Source organism: Aeromonas caviae, from assembly GCF_000819785.1.
GTDB lineage: Bacteria > Pseudomonadota > Gammaproteobacteria > Enterobacterales > Aeromonadaceae > Aeromonas > Aeromonas caviae.
On record NZ_CDBK01000105.1, the window covers coordinates 114,688 to 132,906 of the forward strand.

15 protein-coding genes are annotated in these 18,219 nt (G+C 62.3%); 6 read left to right on the top strand and 9 right to left on the bottom strand.

Annotated elements, in window-relative coordinates; translation table 11 throughout:
* Positions 1-87: 87 nt before the first annotated feature.
* Complete coding sequence (locus BN1120_RS19090; protein ID WP_010675255.1) at positions 88-876, bottom strand: transporter substrate-binding domain-containing protein; 789 nt, start codon at positions 874-876, stop codon at positions 88-90.
* A gap of 461 nt (positions 877-1,337) precedes the next feature.
* On the opposite strand from BN1120_RS19090, the gene BN1120_RS19095 reads away from it, so the two are divergent.
* Entirely contained in the window at positions 1,338-2,465 is a 1,128-nt protein-coding gene (locus BN1120_RS19095) for a GGDEF domain-containing protein (RefSeq protein ID WP_041213146.1), read from the top strand.
* 108 nt (positions 2,466-2,573) lie between these two features.
* Here BN1120_RS19095 and rnk read toward each other — a convergent pair whose 3' ends face one another.
* The 5 genes from rnk to BN1120_RS19120 all read right to left on the bottom strand — a co-directional run bounded on the left by rnk (position 2,574) and on the right by BN1120_RS19120 (position 7,536).
* Entirely contained in the window at positions 2,574-2,969 is a 396-nt protein-coding gene (rnk, locus tag BN1120_RS19100) for a nucleoside diphosphate kinase regulator (protein WP_010675253.1), read from the bottom strand.
* Positions 2,970-3,202: 233 nt separating this feature from the next.
* Positions 3,203-3,937, bottom strand: coding sequence for a substrate-binding periplasmic protein (locus BN1120_RS19105; RefSeq protein WP_010675251.1), 735 nt, complete (start codon positions 3,935-3,937; stop codon positions 3,203-3,205).
* Positions 3,938-4,018: 81 nt separating this feature from the next.
* Positions 4,019-4,702, bottom strand: coding sequence for a hypothetical protein (locus BN1120_RS19110; RefSeq protein ID WP_029314749.1), 684 nt, complete (start codon positions 4,700-4,702; stop codon positions 4,019-4,021).
* Positions 4,703-4,752: 50 nt separating this feature from the next.
* Positions 4,753-6,120, bottom strand: a complete 1,368-nt coding sequence (locus BN1120_RS19115; protein ID WP_171865824.1) for an alkaline phosphatase — start codon at positions 6,118-6,120, stop codon at positions 4,753-4,755.
* A gap of 24 nt (positions 6,121-6,144) precedes the next feature.
* Complete coding sequence (locus tag BN1120_RS19120; RefSeq protein WP_042017564.1) at positions 6,145-7,536, bottom strand: alkaline phosphatase; 1,392 nt, start codon at positions 7,534-7,536, stop codon at positions 6,145-6,147.
* Between the two features lie 341 nt (positions 7,537-7,877).
* Here BN1120_RS19120 and ylqF point away from each other — a divergent pair, with 341 nt between their 5' ends.
* Together ylqF and BN1120_RS19130 are read left to right on the top strand one after the other, a co-directional pair.
* Entirely contained in the window at positions 7,878-8,828 is a 951-nt protein-coding gene (gene ylqF, locus BN1120_RS19125; RefSeq protein ID WP_010675247.1) for a ribosome biogenesis GTPase YlqF, read from the top strand.
* Positions 8,829-9,124: 296 nt separating this feature from the next.
* Entirely contained in the window at positions 9,125-10,273 is a 1,149-nt protein-coding gene (locus tag BN1120_RS19130; protein ID WP_042017565.1) for an MFS transporter, read from the top strand.
* 89 nt (positions 10,274-10,362) lie between these two features.
* Here the strand turns inward: BN1120_RS19130 and BN1120_RS19135 are convergent, their stop codons facing one another.
* The 3 genes from BN1120_RS19135 to dinG form a co-directional block, all read right to left on the bottom strand.
* Positions 10,363-11,259 carry a histone deacetylase family protein gene (locus BN1120_RS19135; protein WP_042017566.1) on the bottom strand — a complete coding sequence of 299 codons (897 nt, stop codon included), beginning with the start codon at positions 11,257-11,259 and terminating at the stop codon, positions 10,363-10,365.
* Positions 11,260-11,329: 70 nt separating this feature from the next.
* Complete coding sequence (locus BN1120_RS19140) at positions 11,330-11,989, bottom strand: YccT family protein (RefSeq protein ID WP_039040268.1); 660 nt, start codon at positions 11,987-11,989, stop codon at positions 11,330-11,332.
* Positions 11,990-12,202: 213 nt separating this feature from the next.
* Positions 12,203-14,275: an ATP-dependent DNA helicase DinG gene (dinG, locus tag BN1120_RS19145; RefSeq protein WP_042017567.1), complete on the bottom strand. Its 2,073-nt coding sequence runs from the start codon at positions 14,273-14,275 to the stop codon at positions 12,203-12,205.
* Positions 14,276-14,657: 382 nt separating this feature from the next.
* Here dinG and BN1120_RS19150 point away from each other — a divergent pair, with 382 nt between their 5' ends.
* The 3 genes from BN1120_RS19150 to BN1120_RS19160 all read left to right on the top strand — a co-directional run bounded on the left by BN1120_RS19150 (position 14,658) and on the right by BN1120_RS19160 (position 18,158).
* Positions 14,658-15,695 carry a porin gene (locus BN1120_RS19150; RefSeq protein ID WP_042017568.1) on the top strand — a complete coding sequence of 346 codons (1,038 nt, stop codon included), beginning with the start codon at positions 14,658-14,660 and terminating at the stop codon, positions 15,693-15,695.
* A gap of 195 nt (positions 15,696-15,890) precedes the next feature.
* Complete coding sequence (locus BN1120_RS19155) at positions 15,891-16,832, top strand: hypothetical protein (protein WP_042017569.1); 942 nt, start codon at positions 15,891-15,893, stop codon at positions 16,830-16,832.
* A gap of 135 nt (positions 16,833-16,967) precedes the next feature.
* Entirely contained in the window at positions 16,968-18,158 is a 1,191-nt protein-coding gene (locus BN1120_RS19160) for an amino acid aminotransferase (protein ID WP_010675240.1), read from the top strand.
* Positions 18,159-18,219 lie beyond the last annotated feature (61 nt).

The following is an 18,219-nucleotide window of genomic DNA, read 5'->3' on the forward strand; positions in this document are numbered from 1 at the left end:
TTTGGGGTTGATCACTGTCACAACCTCTTTTGTCGTTATCGTGTGGGGAGTCTGCGTGAAGGGGCGGCATGCCGCCCCTTTGAGAGGTTATTTGAGCTGGTTCAGCCAGGCGGTGGATTCAAACCACTTCTTGTAGAGACGGTCGTAGCTGCCGTCGCCCTTGATCTGGCGCAGGTAGTTGTTGAACCAGTTGAGGGTGTCCTGATCTCCCTTGCGGATGGCCCAGGCCAGCGGCTCGAAGGTGAACGGCTTGTCGAGGTGCACCACGGCGCCCTGGTTCTGGGACGCGAAAATGGCGTTGTAGGGCAGGTCGTAGACGAAGGCATCCACCTTGCCGTTGATCACTTCCAGCTTGGCGTCATCCTGGGTTTCAAACTGCAGCAGGGTGGCCTTGGGGATCATGCGCTTGACCGCTTGCTCGCCGGTGGTGCCGAGTTTGACCGCGATCTTGTATTTGGGATCGTTGAGGTCCTGGAAGGATTTGATTTCGCCCGCCTTGTCCTTGCGAAGCACGATGGTCTGGCCGACGACGATGTAGGGATCGGCAAAGTTCACGCGCAGGTTGCGCTGGGGAGTGACGGTCATGCCGCCCATGATGACGTCGAACTTGTCGGTCAAGAGCGCGGGGATGATGCCGTCCCAGGCGGTGTTGACGAACTCCACCTTCACGCCCATCTCCTTGGCGACCATCTTGGCGAGATCCACGTCAAAGCCGATGTACTGGCCCTGCTTGTTGGTCATCTCGAAGGGTTGATAGCCGGCATCGAAGCCGACCCGCAGCACACCGCGCTCCAGCACGGCATCCAGGGTGGAAGTGGGCGCGGCGTTGGCCAGCCCGCACAGCAGCAGGGTAGAGAGAATGAGTTTTTTGATCATAAATGACGTCTCTGTCGTAAATGTGGTCGGCCTTGAACCTGCTCCCGTGCGACTCCATGGCACAAGAGACTGCTGCATCCGGCAGCAGGCAAGACAGGATTATTGTCTTGGTCGGGGCAAAAGCCCCATATGAGATTCTATGAATGGTTCGTTGGATGAAAAATGTACCAAAACCTGTTTGTGCCAGAAGACTCAATAAGTTATGGAGACTTTTATCCCTCGTGGTGACTCATAAAACCACATGAAAACAACATATCTATCTAATGGCGCCGGTTCAAGTGCAAAATATCCGGCGGCCGTCTCGGTGGAAAATCCGGGCACAGACAGGGCGTTGTCCGGCACGCTTCACGGGGAATGGGGCGTGCGAGCCGGGCAAATATTTTTGCCCGGCCCATAGGCTCCCTCTGTGTCTTGTCATGGGCTTCCCATATACTCAGCCATCTCCATTGGAAGGTTCGGGAATGGACGCCTCAATTCTGCTCAATCTGGACGTATTTACCCTGATGTTGATGGCCCTCGGGGGCTACAGCCTGGGATTCATCACCCTCTCCATCATCTGGTGGACCCACAGGGAAATACCCGGTCTCGGGCTCTGGTGGTGGTCCAGCCTCTGTGCCCTCGCGGCGCAATCGCTCTTCTTCATGCAGGCATTTGCCCCCCATATCGCGGGGATCTGGCTGGCCAACCTGCTCATCACCTTCTGCCTCGCCCTGATGCCACTCGCCATCCAGCGCTTCTTCGGGGAGCCGCCAAACTGGCGGGCATTCACCCTCTTCATGCTGGTCTACCTGCTGATCCTCTGCTGGAGCGTCATCTTCAACGACAAGATGGCCCCCCGGGTGCTGCTGGCCTGCCTGAGCTACATGATGGTGGGGGCGGTGATTGTCTGGCTCATATGGCGCCATGGCTACCCTGACTATCTGCCCGCTGTGCTGGTGTTCACCGTGGTCAACATCCTGCTCTACGGTTTCAATCTGGTGCGCATGGGGGCCCTGCTCGGCGGCGAGGTGCGTGTCCTGATGGATCAGCATGCGGTCAATGTGCTCCCCTTCCTCTCCATGCTGATGGGCAACTATCTGTCGACCTTCGGGGTGCTGCTGCTCTGTACCCAGTACCGGGCCCTGGCCCTGCGTCGACAGGCCAGCCAGGATCCCCTGACCGGCCTCCTGAACCGGCGTGGCTTCATGGATCACTGCGTGACGATGGCAAGGCAGGGGGCGCTGGTGGTGCTGGATCTCGACGACTTCAAGCAGATCAATGATCGCCACGGTCACGAGACCGGGGACAGGGTGCTGGAGGCGGTGGGTCGCTATCTTGCCGGCCAGCGGGATCTGGTGGCCAGCCGCTTCGGCGGGGAAGAGTTTGTGCTGCTGTTGCCCGAGCGGGACCCCCTGGCCCAGCAAGCGCGCTGCGAGCAGATCCGTCAGGGGATAGAAACGCTGGGGCTGAAGGGGGTCCGGGTGACGGCCAGCCTGGGGTGGGCGCCCAGCGCCCGCGAATGGCACTTTGACACCCTGTTCAGCCAGGCAGATCGCGCTCTCTATCAGGCCAAGCGGGAGGGCAAGAACCGGATCTGTCAGGGGGCCTGATCCCCCGTCAGGTCATGCCCGGCCGGTGGCCGTCGGCTCCGACCGGACAAAGGCATACCGAGTCAGCCACCTGGTCGCATCAGACCAGAGTGGCCGCCTGGCAGCCTGTCAGCGGTGCAACTCCCCCGCGCGTTCCGGCTGATAGACCACTTCCAGGATCTCCACCTGGATGGTGCGACCGGCCGGCCCCGGCCAGGCGATGCTGTCACCCACCTTGAGCCCCAGCAGGGCGCTGCCCACTGGCGCCAGCACGGAGATCTTCGATTCGTCCCCCTGTACATCCTTTGGATAGACCAGCGTCAGGCAGAAGTCGTTGCCGCTGTTTTGCATCTTGAAGCGCACCGTGCTGTTCATGGTCACCACGTCCGGCGGCATGTCGGCGGGTTCGCGGATCTCGGCGCGATCCAGTTCCTCTTGCAGAGCAAGGTGCTGGGGGTGGTTGCCAAGCAACTGTTCGATGCGATCCAGATCCAGGCTGGAGATGACGAGATGAGGCTGTTTCATAGGGTATTTCCTTATCAATGACTGAAGGGACCAGGATGACGGGCAGACTGGTCGACAAAAAACGGTGCAAGGGTAAAAAGCAGACAGCAAAAGCGATGCCCCCGAGCGACTCGCGCAGCGGGGCGAGGGCGGGGGCTCAGCGGGGTGTGAGCGTACTGGAAAAAATCATGATTGCTTTCATGGAGATACCATAACCATTCTGGGGTGGTTTGGCAATTGGACTGACTGTCTCATCAGGGAGCCTGGTAATCGTACTGGTGCAGGATGCGCGCGAGACTGCCATCCTCCCTCATTTCCTGAATGACCCGGCGCCAGCGCAGCGCCTCGCTGCGGGAGAAGCGGGGGCTGGCGGCCAGGTAGAGGGTGCTCTGCTGCAAGGTCTCGCCCCGCACCAGATCCGGGAGCGGCAGACCCGCCCGCTGCTGGTTGTAACGGGCGGTGTTCCAGGCCACCGCCCAGGCCTGGATGCGGCCGCGCGCCAGCTTGCTGGCGTTGCTGACCTCCTCGGTGACCAGCTCCCGGGTCACCCCTGTCAGCGGCTGGATCAGGCTCTGGCTATGGGAGCCACGCATCACGCCAACGGTGAGGCCAGGCAGCGTCTTCATGGAGAGCGGCGCTGGATGGTGACGGCGATGGCTGACCAGCACGAAGGCCTCCTCCAGCAGGGGGGCAATCCAGAGAAACAGTGGTTCGCGCTGGGGATTTCGGGCCGGGGGCAATAACAGGACATCCGGGCGGTGGCTGGCCTGGCTGAGGGCGCGAGCCAGCGGCATCAACTCGATCTCGAGCGGTTCCCCGAGGCGGCGGGCAGCCTCCTCCAGCACCTCGATGGCCATGCCGCTCGGCGCACCCTGCTGGGCGCGGATCACATAGGGGGGAATGTCTGCGGCCACGACGACCACGGCACGGGCCGAAAAGGCGCAGACGATCAGAGGGGAGAGCAGCAGAAGCAGAGTAACAAGGCGCATGGATGTTCGGGTCCGGGATGAGTACAGAGAGTGTAACATCCCGTTACGCCATGTCAGCCAGGTGATTGCAGCCTGGGGGGATCAGTCGAAGAAATCCCGCAGATCCAGGGTCTGGTACCCTGCCAGTTGCTGCCATGGGAGGGTCTTTGGCAGCGGCTTGAGCGTCACCTCCATCCGGTAGCTGCGATAACCGTCGAGGCTTGCCGACTCCACCACCAGGGGCAACTGCCAGCGGCTCGACCAGAGGATGCGGGTACGCTGGCGACCTTCGCGGGTCTCATACCAGTTCGCCTGGTCGGGGGCGGCCTCATCCAGTGGTGTCATTCCCTCTAACAGGGAAGGGTTGATGAGGTGGCGGATCCGCGCCCACTCTGGCTTGAAGGCCACCTGGCCGTACTCCTCCTGCGGCACCTCCACCAGCTGGTTGTGCCAGGCATCGGCGTAGCGCAACTGGAGTGCGTCTCCCTCGCTGCGGGTGACCCAGCGTGCCGCCATCTGGTGAGTGAAGTGTTTGTGGCCGGGGCGGGCATCATGGGTGGCGTGATAGGCACGGGCCAGGGGAACGGGAATGAGCCGCTGGCTCCACACCTGGTCACCGACCCGCAGCCACTTCTCCTGCCACTGGCTCTCCCGGGTGATGCCGTCGCTGCCGGTCACCCTGTCCACGTAGCGGATGCGGGCGGCCAGATCGGGCACCTCGTCGGCCAGGAGGGGGAAGGAGAGGGCGCTGCCCAGCAGCCATAAAGAAAGCAGATATTTCATCATCGTCTCTCGCTCGACGGAAAAGGTGCCCGGCGCGGTGCCGGGCACCTTTATCACAGGCCGAGGGCCTCCCTGAGCTTGCCGAACACCCGGGTGTTGTCGAGGGTGCCCTTGAACTGGCTGCTGCCTGCGCCGCCCGCGAACAGCATCACATCGCCGCCGCCGTGAGTCTCGGAGCCGAGCTTGACCCCGGTCTCCTGCAGGTAGTCATCCGCCATCACCTCATCGCTGGTGAGGGTGGGGCGCTGGTCCTGGCGGTTGGGGCCGTTGCCGAATACCAGAGTAGTGAACGGCTTGCCGTCCGCGTCGTTCTGGGTCGAGCCATCGGCGTTCTTGACCAGATCCAGCACCTTGTTGCCCTTGGCTGAATAGCCGTTGATGGTCATGGTGTGGTCGTGGTCGGCGGTAACCACGATCAGGGTATCGCTCAAATCCACTTTGCCGAGGGCCGTCTTGACCGCCTCGTCCAGCGCCACCGCATCGGTCAGGGATCGCTTGGCGTTGGTGGCGTGCAGGGCGTGGTCGATACGCCCCCCCTCCACCATCAGGAAGTAGCCCTGGCTGTTCTGGCTGAGCAGATCGATCGCCTTGGCGGTCATCTCGGAGAGGGACGGCTGGGTACTGGCCGCCCCCTTGGCGACGCGGTCCAGTTCGTAGTCGAGGTGGGACTTGGTGCTGAACAGCCCCAGTACCTTGCCCGAGTTGACGGCAGAGAGCTCATCCTTGGTGGTGACATAGCGGTAGCCCCGGGCGGTCAGCTCGGCGGTGAGATCCCGGCCGTCGGCCCGGCCGCCCTTGTTGCTGGCGCTGTAGGGCGTCCAGTGGTTGGCGCCGCCCCCCATCAGCACATCGACCCCATCCCCCAGCGCCTGGTTGAAGCCGGCGCCGCCCGGTACCGCCTGCTCGGCGATGGCGTAGGCCGCATCCCGGTGGCAGATATGGGAATAGGTGGCCGCCGGGGTGGCATGGGTGAGCTCCGTGGTCGTGACAGCACCCACCGACTTGCCGGCTGCCTTGGCCAGCTCGAGAAGGGTGGGCACCGGGCTCCCGTTGTCGCTGGTGCAGTTGTTGATGCCCTTGTTGCCGTTGGCATCCTTGGACGGTGCCACGGCCCTGGTGTCGCTGCTCATGGCGATCACCTCGTTGTTCATCTTGACGCCGGTGGTGTAGGCCGCCATGGAGGGGGCGGAGTCCGTGGTCTGGGCATCGTGGGAGAAGGTCTTGATGCGCGCGCTCTGGGGCAGTTTCATCATCTCGAGATCCCCCTCTTCCCCCACCTTGAACAGGCGGGTGGCGGTGAGCACGGTGGGGCCCATGCCGTCACCTATAAAGAGGATGACGTTCTTGGCATCGGCGGCGTGCGCCTGGGAGAGGCCGCCAAGCGTGCCGAGCAGGGCGGTGCAGACCAGCGTCTTTTTCATGGTGATGTTCATCCTGATAATCCCTTACAGCTTGGCCGCAGCCTTGATCTTGCCGAACACGGCGGTGTTGTCGAGAGAGCCGTGGAAGCGCTCCGCCCCCTGGCCGATGGCGCCGAGGAAAACGTCGGTACCGCCGTGGGTCTCGTTGCCTATCTCGCCCACCTTGACCACCACCTCCTGGTGATAGTCGTCGGCGGAGGCGGTGGCGTCGTCGAGGGCCGCCACGCTGCTGCGCGGGCCGTCCACCCGGTTGTAGCCGTTGCCAAAGCCGATGATGGTGTAGGGCATGCCATCGCTATCCTTGCTCGGCTCGCCGGTCTCGTAGTTCTTCACCAGCCCGAGCACGCCCGCATTGCCTGCGGTGGTCTTGCCGGTGCGCTTGGCATAACCATTCAGGACTAGCGTGTGGTCATGGTCGGCGGTGACCACGATCAGGGTGTTTTTCAGCTCGGGATCGGTTTTCTTCACTTCATTGATGGCGGCCAGGATGGCGTTGTCGAAGGCGAGGGTATCCTGCAGGGCGCGCTTGGCGTTGGTGTCGTGCAGGGCGTGGTCGATACGCCCCCCTTCCACCATTAGGAAGTAGCCCTTCTCTTTGTCCTTGAGCTGCTTGATGGCAGCCAGGGTCATCTGGGCCAGTGACGGCTCGCTGGCGGGCCGGTCCAGGTCATATTTCATGTGGCTTGAGCCAAACAGGCCCAGCAGCGGCTTGCTCGCATCGGCCTGGTTCAGCTCGTCCAGGGTGGCGGCAAACTGATAGCCCTTCGCCTTCATCTCGTCGATGAGGTTGCGGCCATCGGTCCGCTTGCCCTTGTCGGCGCTGGGCAGGAAGAAGCCGCTGCCGCCGCCGAGCACCACATCCAGCCCCTCCTTCAGGGCGCTGTTGTAACCGCTGCCCCCCGGCACCATCTGGACGGCGATATCAGCCTCCAGATCCCGGTTGCAGATATGGGCATAGGTGGCGGCCGGGGTGGCGTGGGTGACCCGGGTGGTGGTGACCACGCCGGTGCCACGGCCATCGGCCTTGGCCAGCTCCAGCAGGGTGGTCACCGCTTTGCCGCCGCTCTGGCTGCAATCGCTCTCCTGGGTGGCGTCGCTGTCCATGCTGATGACGCCGTTGTTGCTCTTGACCCCGGTCATGTAGGCCGCCATGGAGGGGGCCGAGTCGGTCACCTGGGCATCGTGGGAGAAGGTCTTGATGAAGGCCGTTTCCGGCAGGGTGTCGATGGTGAGGCTGCCCTCTTCGCCGACGCCATAGATCCGGGAGGCGGTCAGGGTGTTGAGACCCATGCCGTCGCCGAGGAAGAAGATCACGTTCTTGGCGCTGGGTTCCGGGGTGTTGCTGTCGTTGTTGGAGTTGCAGCCGGCGGCCAGGGCGGCGCCTATCATCACTGCAAGTCCTGCCATCTTTCTCATTGGGGTTCGCTCCTTGTGAAACCTGAGCGCAGCCTAGAGGGGGCAGATGACACTTTTAGTGAAGAGAGATGACAATGCGGTGAAAGCGCCTTGTAAATGTTATCTTATATCAATGGGTTATGTTGATTGTGTTTTGCCACTCACCTCCCGGTGGCGTGGCGGGCATCCGGCCACCCGGGTGACAACACCCGGCCAGAATAGCCTGTCAAATCGGGGCCGCAGCAGGTAAAATGCGCCCCCTTGCGATGAGTGCCAGCGGTCTGGCGCATCACCACGCACCCGCAACCCCGAGCGCCCGCAGCCCCGAGAGGGGACCGCATGCCAATGAGAGAGTAACGGATATGTCCATCAACTGGTTCCCCGGCCACATGCACAAGGCCCGCAAAGAGATTGCAGAGGTCATGCCCCAGGTCGATGTCATCATCGAGATGCTCGACGCCCGCATCCCCTTCTCCAGCGAGAACCCCCTGGTGCCGGAGCTGCGCGGGGAGACGCCGGTGATCAAGGTGCTCAACAAGGCAGACCTTGCCGACCCCGAGATCACCGAGCTGTGGGTGGCCCACATGGAGCAGGAAAAGGGGATCAAGGCACTGCCCCTGACCCAGCAGGAGCCGGAGAAGATCAAGCAACTGCTGACCCTGTGCCACGAGATGCTGCCGGAGCGCAACTTCGAGCTGCGCGGGGTGCGCGCCATGATCATGGGCATCCCCAACGTGGGCAAGTCCACCCTGATCAACACCCTGGCGGGGCGCATCATCGCCAAGACCGGCAACGAGGCGGGGGTGACCAAGTCCCAGCAGCGGATCAAGCTCGACAACCACGTCATCCTGACGGACACCCCTGGCTTCCTGTGGCCCAAGCTCAACCCGCCCTCCTGCGGTTATCGACTGGCGATCACGGCGGCCATCAAGGATACCGTCTTCGATTACGCCGACATCGCCATGTTTGCCGCCGATTACTTCATCAAGGCCTATCCGGAGCGCATCAAGGCACGCTACCAGCTGAGCGAGCTGCCGGAGACCGAGATCGAGCTGCTGGATCTCATTGCCCGTCAGCGCGGCTTCATGCGCAAGGGGGGGCTTGCGGATCTGCACAAGGCCTCGGAAATCCTGGTCAATGAATTCCGGTCCGGCATGCTGGGGCGGATCTCTCTGGAGACGCCAGAGATGGTGAGCGTCGAGATAGTGGAAGCCCAGGCCGAGGCTGAGCAGAAAGCCAGGGAGAAGGCGGAGCGGGAAGAGGAGCGCCAGGCCCGGGCTCGTCGCAAGTACGCCAAAAAGCGTCAGCGCTGACCGGCGTTGTGCACAATAGGTTGTGCTTGATAGAAAGAAGAGGCGGCCCTGGGCCGCCTCTTCTTGTCATGGCCTCGGCCTCTGGCGTGAGGGTCGATGTTCAACGGCCCGCTTCCCCTCATCATGACCAACGTGCCGGCCAATCAAGGGGATGAGGCTCCCGTCAGGGGAGGGCCGTGCCGCGTTGCCATCACGGTGGGCAGAAAAACCTTGCGACCCGGCCTCAGTGCCGATTGACAAAGGCACAGGCGGTGGCATGATGCGCTCGCATTTTGCCTCTCCCCACGGTTCTATCCATGACCACATACTCCCGCCCGGTGCTGCTCCTGCTCTGTGGCCTGCTGTTGCTGACCCTGGCCATCGCGGTATTGAATACCCTGGTGCCGCTCTGGCTCGCCCATGAGCATCTGCCCACCTGGCAGGTCGGCATGGTCGGCTCCTCCTATTTCACCGGCAACCTGCTGGGAACCCTGCTGGCGGGCAGACTCATCGCCCGCTGCGGCTTCAATCGCAGTTACTACCTGGCCAGTGCGCTCTTTGCCGCAGGCTGCGTCGGGCTCGGCATTACCCTGGCGTTCTGGAGCTGGCTCGCCTGGCGATTCATCGCCGGGGTCGGCTGCGCCATGATCTGGGTGGTGGTGGAGAGCGCGCTGATGTGCAGCGGCAACGCCCGCAATCGGGGTCGCCTGCTGGCCGCCTACATGATGGTCTATTACGTGGGCACCGTGCTTGGGCAACTGCTGGTGAGCAAGGTGCCGACGTCGCTGATGGCGGTGCTGCCCTGGGTGATTGCCCTGGTGTTGACGGCCATGCTGCCGCTCTTGTTCACCCGCATCGCCAGTCCGTCAGGCAACCACCAGGCCAGGACTCCGGTCTGGCCGATGCTGCGCCTGCGTCAGGCGCGTCTGGGGGTGAACGGCTGCATCCTCTCCGGCATCGTGCTGGGGGTGCTTTATGGTCTGATGCCGCTCTATCTGAACCACCAGGGGGTGAGCGACGGGGCCATCGGCTACTGGATGGCGGTGATGGTGAGCGCCGGCATCCTGGGGCAATGGCCGGTGGGGCGTCTGGCGGATCGTTTCGGGCGCCTGCCGGTGCTGCGGGTACAGGTGCTGGTGGTGATCCTGGGGGCCATGGCGATGCTCGGCAACGCGGCCATGGGACCGACGCTGTTCATTCTGGGGGCCGCGGGCTTCACGCTCTATCCGGTGGCCATGGCCTGGGCCTGCGAGAAGGTGGAGCAGCATCAACTGGTGGCCATGAACCAGGCGCTGCTGCTGAGTTACACCATCGGCAGCCTGCTCGGGCCGACCCTGACCGCGCTCCTGATGCAGCACTACTCGGATCATCTGCTGTTCATGGTGATTGCCGGGGTCTCCCTTGTCTATCTGCTGATGCTGCTGCGCAAGATGGGCGAGCACCCGACGCCGATGGCCCATGCCTGAGGGCAGACGGCGTCATCATCCCTGCGCACTGGATATAGAAGAGGCGACCCAAGGGTCGCCTTTTTTCATCATGGGCCGGGTGGTGCCGCTCAACCAAACCGGTGCCTTGCTACTTCAAAGAGCGAGAGGTGCAGCGGGATCAACTTCTGCCAGTCTCGCCGGTAACCCCCTCCCGGTACGGCGGTGATGGGCAGCCCGTGGCGAAGCGCAGAGTCAAAGACCATGGCATCGCGCTGGCGCACGCCTGAGTCGCTCAGGGAGAGGTAGCCCAGCTCGTCGTCCCGGTGCACATCCACCCCGGCCTGATAGAGGATGAAGTCGGGGGCGTAGAGGCGATGAGCCAGGGCGAGGGCCTGGTCCAGGGTCTCGAGATAGGCGTCGTCCTCCATGCCGCTTGGCAGGGGAAAGTCCAGATGGGAGGCCGGCTTGTGGCGGGGGAAGTTGTGTTCCCCGTGCAGGGAGAGAGTGATGATGTCACGGCTGCCCGTGCACAGGGCAGCGCTGCCATCTCCCTGATGGACATCGAGATCCACGATCAGTACCCGCTCGCAGAGTCCCTCGTCCAGGCATGTTCGTGCCGCGATCACCAGATCGTTGAAGAGGCAGAAGCCGCTGCCAAACCCCCGGTGTGCGTGGTGGTAGCCGCCGGAGATCTGCAGTCCGCAGCCCTGCGCAAGGGCGTGGCGGCTGGCGGCCAGGGTGGCGCCGACCGAGTGCAGGGTACGTTCAATCAGCAGGGAAGACCAGGGAAAGCCGAGCCGGCGAATGGCCCCTTCATCGAGGGTGCCGGCGAGGGCGGCCTGTACATAGGCCGCATCGTGCACCTTCTCTATCTGCTCACGGCTGGCAGGGGCGGCCTGTGCCAGCGGATAGTCGAGGGCGACGAGGCGTTCAAACAGCGCCTGGTACTTGGCCAGGGGGAAGCGGTGACGCTCGGGCAGCGTCAGGGCGGAGTAGTGGGGGTGATAGAAGATGCGCAGTGACATGAAGCATCGGCCATGAACGGGTATGAAAAAGGGGAGCCAGGCTCCCCTCGATGCAGGCGTGCGATGCGCCTTACTGCTGCTGGATCACCCAGATCTGGAAGGCTTTGCGGGTCTCCGCATCGGCCTTGTTGTACCAGCTCTGCAGCTGGGTCAGGGCTTCCGGGTTGCTCATGGCCTTGCTCGGGGCCACTTCCACCGGTGCGCTGGCGGCAGCCATCACGGCGGCGGTGGAGACGGAAACGGTCTTGGGCTGGTTGAAGGCCTTGCCCATCTTCAGCAGCTCCTGCTGATAGTCACGGGTCAGCTGGAAGCCACCCACGGTCGGCATGACGAACTGCTCGGATTTCAGAACCTGGCCGGTGGATTTGTCTTTCAGAACGACGTTCTGTTCCTTGACGAAACGCTTGGCTTCTTCTTCCTTGCGGGGCTTCTTGAAGTCGAGGAAGAGTTGCTGGTTGTCGGCGGCGGTGAAGTTGATCACCAGGGGCTCGGCGGTGACCAGCTTGGTTTCACTGCGGCTGGAGTAGTTGCCTTCGAAGGCGACCACGACCTGGTGCCTGCCGGGCTCCAGGGAGAAGACGGTGGCTTTATCGAGCAGCTGGGGGTTGACGGGTTCGCCATCGAGCAGCTGGATGACATAGGGATTCGTAATTTCCAGTTGGCTAGCGGCCAGGGCGCTACCTGCCCACAACAGACCAGCCAGGGCCGGTACCAGAACAGTCAGTTTCATTTCATCTCCTTGAACAGTCAGGCAATTGCCCACTGAAAAATAGGGGGTCATTTTTACAGGTTTACCCCACAGCGGCAATAGCCGTTTATGGCGCCTTCCGGTGTGCGCGGTGTGGATCCCGCTGCCCCGAGTCCTGCGGGCAGCGTGCTCTTCTATCTTTCTGCCCCCTCCTGACATGAGGGACAGGGGAGCACATGGCGGGCGTCAGCTGTGTCACTCGATGCGTCGGGTGAAGGGGGGGAGGGCGTCCAGCAGCCCCTTGCCGTAGCGCTTGGTCAGCAGGCGCCGGTCCAGGATGGTGACCCGCCCCCGATCCGCCTCTTTTCGGATGAGGCGGCCACAGGCCTGGATGAGCTTGCGCGACGCTTCCGGCACCGTCAGTTGCAGGAAGGGGTTGCCACCGCGCTGCTCTATCCACTCGGCGGTCGCCTCTTCCACGGGGGAGTTGGGCACCGCGAAGGGGAGCTTGGTGATCACCAGGTTGGTGAGGTAGTGGCCGGGCAGATCCAGCCCTTCCGAGAAGCTGCCGGTGCCAAAGAGGATGCTGGCCTGGCCGCCGTCGCACTTCTGTTTGTGCAAGAGGAGCAGGGCGCTGCGGGACGCTTCCCCCTGTACCAGGAGCGACATCCCCTTGGCTCGCAGCCCCACCGCCACCTCGTTCATCTGGCGATAGGAGGAGAAGAGCACCAGGCTGGCCTCCTTGCCTGCCAGCAGGCGGGGCAGGGTATCGATCAATTCCTGGGTGAAGGCGGGGGCACTGGGCTCATGGGCCATCTTGGGCAGATAGAGTTCGGCCTTGTGGTAGTCGAAGGGGGAGCGCAGCCGCAGATAGCGGGTGCCGTCATGCTCCTTGAGCCCCACCTGGTGGCGAAAATAACTGAAGGAGGAGAGGGCGGTGAGGGTCGCCGACACCAGCACGGCCCCGAGACAGCGGGACCAGAGCCACTCCTCCAGCAGATACCCCACCTCGATGGGGGAGGCGTGCAACCAGATGTCCCCGTCCTCGCTTCTGGCCATCCAGCGGGCAAGGGGGGTCTTGCCGGTGGGAACATGGCGGCTCAGCATCTCCCAGAGGGCGCAGAAGCTCTCGAGCCGTTGCAAGTGAAAACCGCTCTCCGCCAGCAGAGGCTCGGCCTCCTTGCGACGGATTTCGCCATCCTTGAGCGCCTCGCCGATGGCCCCCTGCATTCTGTCCAGCGCCCGCAACGCCTTCTTGCTCGCCTCCTTGAGGTTTTCCGCCAGCATGGGCAGGGGATCCGGCAGCACCCCATCGGCGAATCTGTGGTGGGGCTCGCCGCCAAAGAGGTGATCATTGCTGGCGAGCCACTGCTCGAGGGCCTTGAGATCCGGCTGGAGAGAGGCCAGGGCATCCTGCAGTTTGAGCTGGGGGTCGAGGAGGCTCTCCTTGTTCAGCGTCCTGGCCAGCTTGCCCGCGCTTTGCACCAGCTTTTCCAGCCAGCGGCGGGATCCCTTGATACTGGCGCTGGCGGCGCCGTGATCCCGGGCGATGGTGGGCAGGTGGTGGGCTTCGTCCAGCACATAGATGCACTCGTCCGGCGGCGGCAATATGATGCCGCCCCCCATGGTGAGGTCGGAGAGCAGCAGGGCGTGGTTGACCACCAGCACGTCTGCCGCGTCCATGTCGTTGCGGGCCCGATGGAAGGGGCAGTGCTGATGGTGGCTCAGGGCCTTGTTGCAGGTGTGGCGGTCGGCGGCGATGCGATCCCAGCAAGGGTCCGGAATGGGTTTGGGCCAGTTGTCCCGATCCCCGTCCCACTTGCCTTCTGTGTAGGCCTGCCACAGCCCCTGGTAGCACGCTTTGTCAGCATCCGATGGCTTGTGTTTGCTCAATGCGCCGAAGTCGAGTTCGAAATTGGCCATCTCGCTGCCGTTTGCCGCCTGCTCCAGCAGGTGCTCACAGCAGTAGCGCTGGCGCCCCTTGACCAGCATGAAACGAAACGGCAGCTCGCTGTGACGGTGATAAAAGGGGAGATCCTTGTGGATGAGCTGCTCCTGCAGGGCCACGGTGGCGGTGGAGATCACCAGCTTCTTCTGGGTCAGCCGTGCCACTGGTATGGCCCCCTGGGCATAGGAGAGGGACTTGCCGATGCCGGTGCCTGCCTCGGCCACCAGGATGCGGCGACTCCTGTCATATTCTCCCGTCAGGGTCTTGGCGATTTCGGCAACCAGGAAATTCTGCTCCTTGCGCGGCACAAAACCGGGTAAACCATCGGCAATCTGGCGATAGGTATTGCGGATGGTGGCTTTGAGGCGAGTCGATAGCATAAAGAAGGTGTGACCGTGTCGGTGTGGATGGCAACAGGATACCCGCAACAGGCGGCCCTGGTCGAGGCAGGGGAGAAGCAGTCGGGTCAGCCCCGGCTTTGCACATATGTTATGAGGGAACAGGGGGTTGCAATAAACCACCAAAAAAGAGGGATTCAGGCAGAGAGTATCGCTGTAAACGTTTTCCCTGATGGGGCAAACATTGTGAGATTCAGCTCACAAATTTTTCCCTGTGACTATGGTTTTCATAAAAAGTTCCAAGTTTTTTCATTGCGGATTCGAAAACCCGGTGATAGTCTCGGCGCCATAGTGATGCAAAGAACATCGCTAACACAGGGAATAACAAGGACTTAGTGTTTAATTACAGTAGGCATTGGAAACTATGAAAAAGACAATTCTGGCTATTGCTATCCCGGCTCTGTTCGCATCCGCAGCCAACGCTGCTGTCGTTTACGACAAAGACGGCACCTCCTTTGACATCTACGGCCGTGTACAAGCCAACATGTACGCAGACCACGACGACACCGACGCTGAACTGGTTGGTTCCTCCCGTCTGGGCTGGTCCGGCAAAGTCGGCCTGAACAACACCTGGTCCGGTATCGCCAAGACCGAGTGGCAAGTATCCGCCGAAAACTCTGACAACAAGTTCAACTCCCGTCACATCTATGTCGGCCTGGACGGTACCCAGTACGGCAAGATCATCTTCGGCCAGACCGACACCGCGTTCTACGACGTGCTGGAGCCGACCGATATCTTCAACGAATGGGGTGACGTAGGTAACTTCTACGACGGTCGTCAAGAAGGTCAGATCATCTACTCCAACACCTTCGGTGGCTTCAAGGGCAAAGTGTCCTACCAGACCAACGATGACGTAGCCGTCAAGGTTACTGACGTCGGTCAAGGCATCAAAGAAGACGCAATCTATGGCCCGAACGCCAAGCGCAACTACGGCTACGCCGCTGCTGCCGGTTACGACTTCGACTTCGGTCTGGGCCTGAACGCCGGTTACGCTTACTCCGACCTGGAAAGCACCACTTCCAGCGCTTCTGGCGACAAGAAAGAGTGGGCCCTGGGCGCACACTACGCCATCAACGGTTTCTACTTCGCCGGTATGTACACCCAGGGTGACCTGAGCTACGACAACACCACCCAAGGCAGCAACAAGGACAAGGGCCGTGGCTACGAGCTGGCTGCTTCCTACAACGTTGACGCCTGGACCTTCCTGGCCGGTTACAACTTCGCCGAAGGCAAGGTACTGTCCAACTCCGCCGGTTCTTCCTATCAAGACATCGTCGACGAAACCCTGCTGGGCGTGCAGTACAACTTCACTTCCAAGTTCAAGGCGTACACCGAGTACAAAATCCAGGGTATCAACGACAAGGACGACGAGTTCACTGTTGCCCTGCAATACAACTTCTAATCTAGCCTCTGCGCTGATTTAGTTGATGAACGGCCAAGCTTGCTTGGCCGTTCTGTTTTTTGGCCCCTTCACTACTTTTCGTCCTCTGGCCCTGCGCCATATCACGTTGTCTTCCTTGCCCCCTTGGTTCTCCTCTGGTAAATCGCTAGATTATTCAATTTGTTGAAGCAGATTGGCCGACAGGGAAGGATGCCTTTGATCGATTTCACCCACCCCGAGTGGCGCGCGCTGGCACAGCAGTTGCTGAGCGGCGGCCCCCAGGCTGTTCGCGGTCGTCAATGGCAGCCGCTCATCGGCATGCTTCGGGACAACCAGTTGCTGCTGGCCCTTGGCAATCATCACTATGAGCTCACCCCTGCCGGGCACCGCTATCTGACTCGGGAGCTGATGCTGGCGAAGATGGCCAGTGCCCCGCCGGAACCCGAGGAGTGGCTGCAATCCCACGGTTGGCAACTGGGGGAGAGGGTCAACGAGCGGGTGCTGGCGGCCCTGTATCGCAAGGGGGAGGGTCATTTCAGCCCCATCGAGCAGATCGACTTCGAAGACAAGGGGATCCGGCTGTGCAGCGATCTGCCCCTTCGTCTGCGGGCCACACGGCCGTTCAGCCTGTTTCTCAGCGGCGGCACCCTGCTGGATGCCGCTCCCTGGCTCCAGACCCTGGGGGAGGTGGCGCTGCCAGCCCGCACCCTGGCGCAGCTTGGCAAGATCCTCTGGGGAGAGGGGGAGATACAGCGGGTGATCACGACCGATGCCGTCGGCGCCTTCGCCGAGTTGCCACTGCCCGCCGACGCCCTGCTGGTCTGGTATCCCGCCGAGGATCCCGGCACGCTGGAGCCCCTGATCGCCGCCTTGCCGCCCCAGACCCTCTGGAGCCACCTCACTGCCCTGGATCCGGCCGGGGTCGACAGAGTACTGGCATTGGCCCAGCGGTTGGGGAGACCGGCGAGCTGGTGGCTGCCCCGGGATCTGGTGCCCATCAAGGCGGCCTACGGGGCTCCCCTGGGGGATGGCCGGCCCTGGGAGCCGAGCCGTATCCCCCGTGCGCTGCTGGCACAGTGCAATGATCTGGTGGAGTCGAATCGGGGTCTGTCGGTCGAGGTGTGTGCCCTGGCACCGGATTGGCACGGGATTGGTTGAGGCGGCGCCGAGAAAGCGGTTTTCCCCTATGGAAGGCAGTGGTATAAAGAGCTGACGAAGCGCTCCCTGGACGGGCGCTTTTGTTTGCCAACCTACTTTGCCAGCCAACGAACTCAACGGACTACAGGGAATACCATGTTTGAAAAGGTTGTTGCCGCCCCAGCGGATCCGATCCTGGGCCTGACCGAAGCCTTCCGTGCCGACACTCGCAGCCACAAGATCAATCTGGGGGTCGGTATCTACAAGGATGAGACCGGTGCCACTCCTATCCTTCACTGCGTCAAGCAAGCCGAGCAGAAGCTCTTGACCGACGAGAAGACCAAGAACTACCTCGGTATCGAAGGCAATATCGAATACGGCCGCATCGTGCAGCAACTGCTGTTCGGCCGTGATGCCGCCCTGGTGACCAGCGGCCGCGCCAAGACGGCGCAGGCGCCGGGCGGTACCGGTGCCCTGCGTATCGCCGCCGAGTTCGTGGTACGCAACAATCTCGCCAAGACCATCTGGATCTCCGATCCCACCTGGGCGAACCACGTCAGCGTGTTCCAGGCGGCCGGTTTGACCGTCAAGTGGTACAAGTACTACGACGCCGCCACCAAGGGGCTCGACTTCGCCGCCATGCAGGCCTCCCTGTCTGACGCGCAGGCGGGGGATCTGGTGCTGCTGCACGGCTGTTGCCACAACCCGACCGGTATCGACCCCACCACCGAGCAGTGGCGCGCCCTGGCCAGGCAGAGTGCCGCCGCCGGCTGGCTGCCGCTCTTTGACTTCGCCTATCAGGGCTTTGCCCGGGGTATCGAAGAGGATGCCGAAGGCCTTCGCATCTTCGCCGAGTGCCACGACGAGCTGCTGGTGGCGAGCTCCTTCTCCAAGAACTTCGGCCTCTACAACGAGCGGGTCGGGGCCTTCACCCTGGTCTGCGCGACCAAGGCGGTGGCCGACGTCGCCTTCACCCAGGTGAAGACCGTCATTCGTGCCAACTACTCCAACCCGCCGTCACACGGCGCCGCCGTTGTCACCACCGTGGTGAGCGACCCGGCCCTCTATGCGGAGTGGGTGGAAGAAGTGGCCGCCATGCGGGTGCGCATTCGCGAGATGCGCGAGCTGCTGGTGGAGAAGCTGGCCGAGCGGGGGGTGAACCAGGATTTCAGCTTCATCCGCGAACAGAACGGCATGTTCTCCTTCTCCGGTCTCTCCAAGGATCAGGTGGAGCGCCTCAAGAGCGAATTCGCCATCTATATCGTCGGCTCCGGCCGGATCAGCGTGGCAGGCATCACCCGCGCCAACATTGATCCCCTCTGCGACGCCATCGCCAAGGTGTTGTAAGAGAGAAGCATCTGCGCCAAGCGCCTTGCTTCAGCAATAAAAAGCCCGCCGTATCGGCGGG

What these genes read in the sequence shown, in the direction of transcription:
- BN1120_RS19130 (WP_042017565.1), top strand. Translation starts at nt 9,125, where the DNA reads ATGACCACATACTCCCGCCCGGTGCTGCTCCTGCTCTGTGGCCTGCTG.
- BN1120_RS19095 (WP_041213146.1), top strand. Translation starts at nt 1,338, where the DNA reads ATGGACGCCTCAATTCTGCTCAATCTGGACGTATTTACCCTGATGTTG.
- ylqF (WP_010675247.1), top strand. Translation starts at nt 7,878, where the DNA reads ATGTCCATCAACTGGTTCCCCGGCCACATGCACAAGGCCCGCAAAGAG.
- BN1120_RS19105 (WP_010675251.1), bottom strand. Translation starts at nt 3,937, where the DNA reads ATGCGCCTTGTTACTCTGCTTCTGCTGCTCTCCCCTCTGATCGTCTGC.
- BN1120_RS19110 (WP_029314749.1), bottom strand. Translation starts at nt 4,702, where the DNA reads ATGATGAAATATCTGCTTTCTTTATGGCTGCTGGGCAGCGCCCTCTCC.
- dinG (WP_042017567.1), bottom strand. Translation starts at nt 14,275, where the DNA reads ATGCTATCGACTCGCCTCAAAGCCACCATCCGCAATACCTATCGCCAG.
- BN1120_RS19135 (WP_042017566.1), bottom strand. Translation starts at nt 11,259, where the DNA reads ATGTCACTGCGCATCTTCTATCACCCCCACTACTCCGCCCTGACGCTG.
- BN1120_RS19140 (WP_039040268.1), bottom strand. Translation starts at nt 11,989, where the DNA reads ATGAAACTGACTGTTCTGGTACCGGCCCTGGCTGGTCTGTTGTGGGCA.
- BN1120_RS19160 (WP_010675240.1), top strand. Translation starts at nt 16,968, where the DNA reads ATGTTTGAAAAGGTTGTTGCCGCCCCAGCGGATCCGATCCTGGGCCTG.
- BN1120_RS19150 (WP_042017568.1), top strand. Translation starts at nt 14,658, where the DNA reads ATGAAAAAGACAATTCTGGCTATTGCTATCCCGGCTCTGTTCGCATCC.
- BN1120_RS19120 (WP_042017564.1), bottom strand. Translation starts at nt 7,536, where the DNA reads ATGAGAAAGATGGCAGGACTTGCAGTGATGATAGGCGCCGCCCTGGCC.
- BN1120_RS19115 (WP_171865824.1), bottom strand. Translation starts at nt 6,120, where the DNA reads ATGAAAAAGACGCTGGTCTGCACCGCCCTGCTCGGCACGCTTGGCGGC.
- rnk (WP_010675253.1), bottom strand. Translation starts at nt 2,969, where the DNA reads ATGAAACAGCCTCATCTCGTCATCTCCAGCCTGGATCTGGATCGCATC.
- BN1120_RS19090 (WP_010675255.1), bottom strand. Translation starts at nt 876, where the DNA reads ATGATCAAAAAACTCATTCTCTCTACCCTGCTGCTGTGCGGGCTGGCC.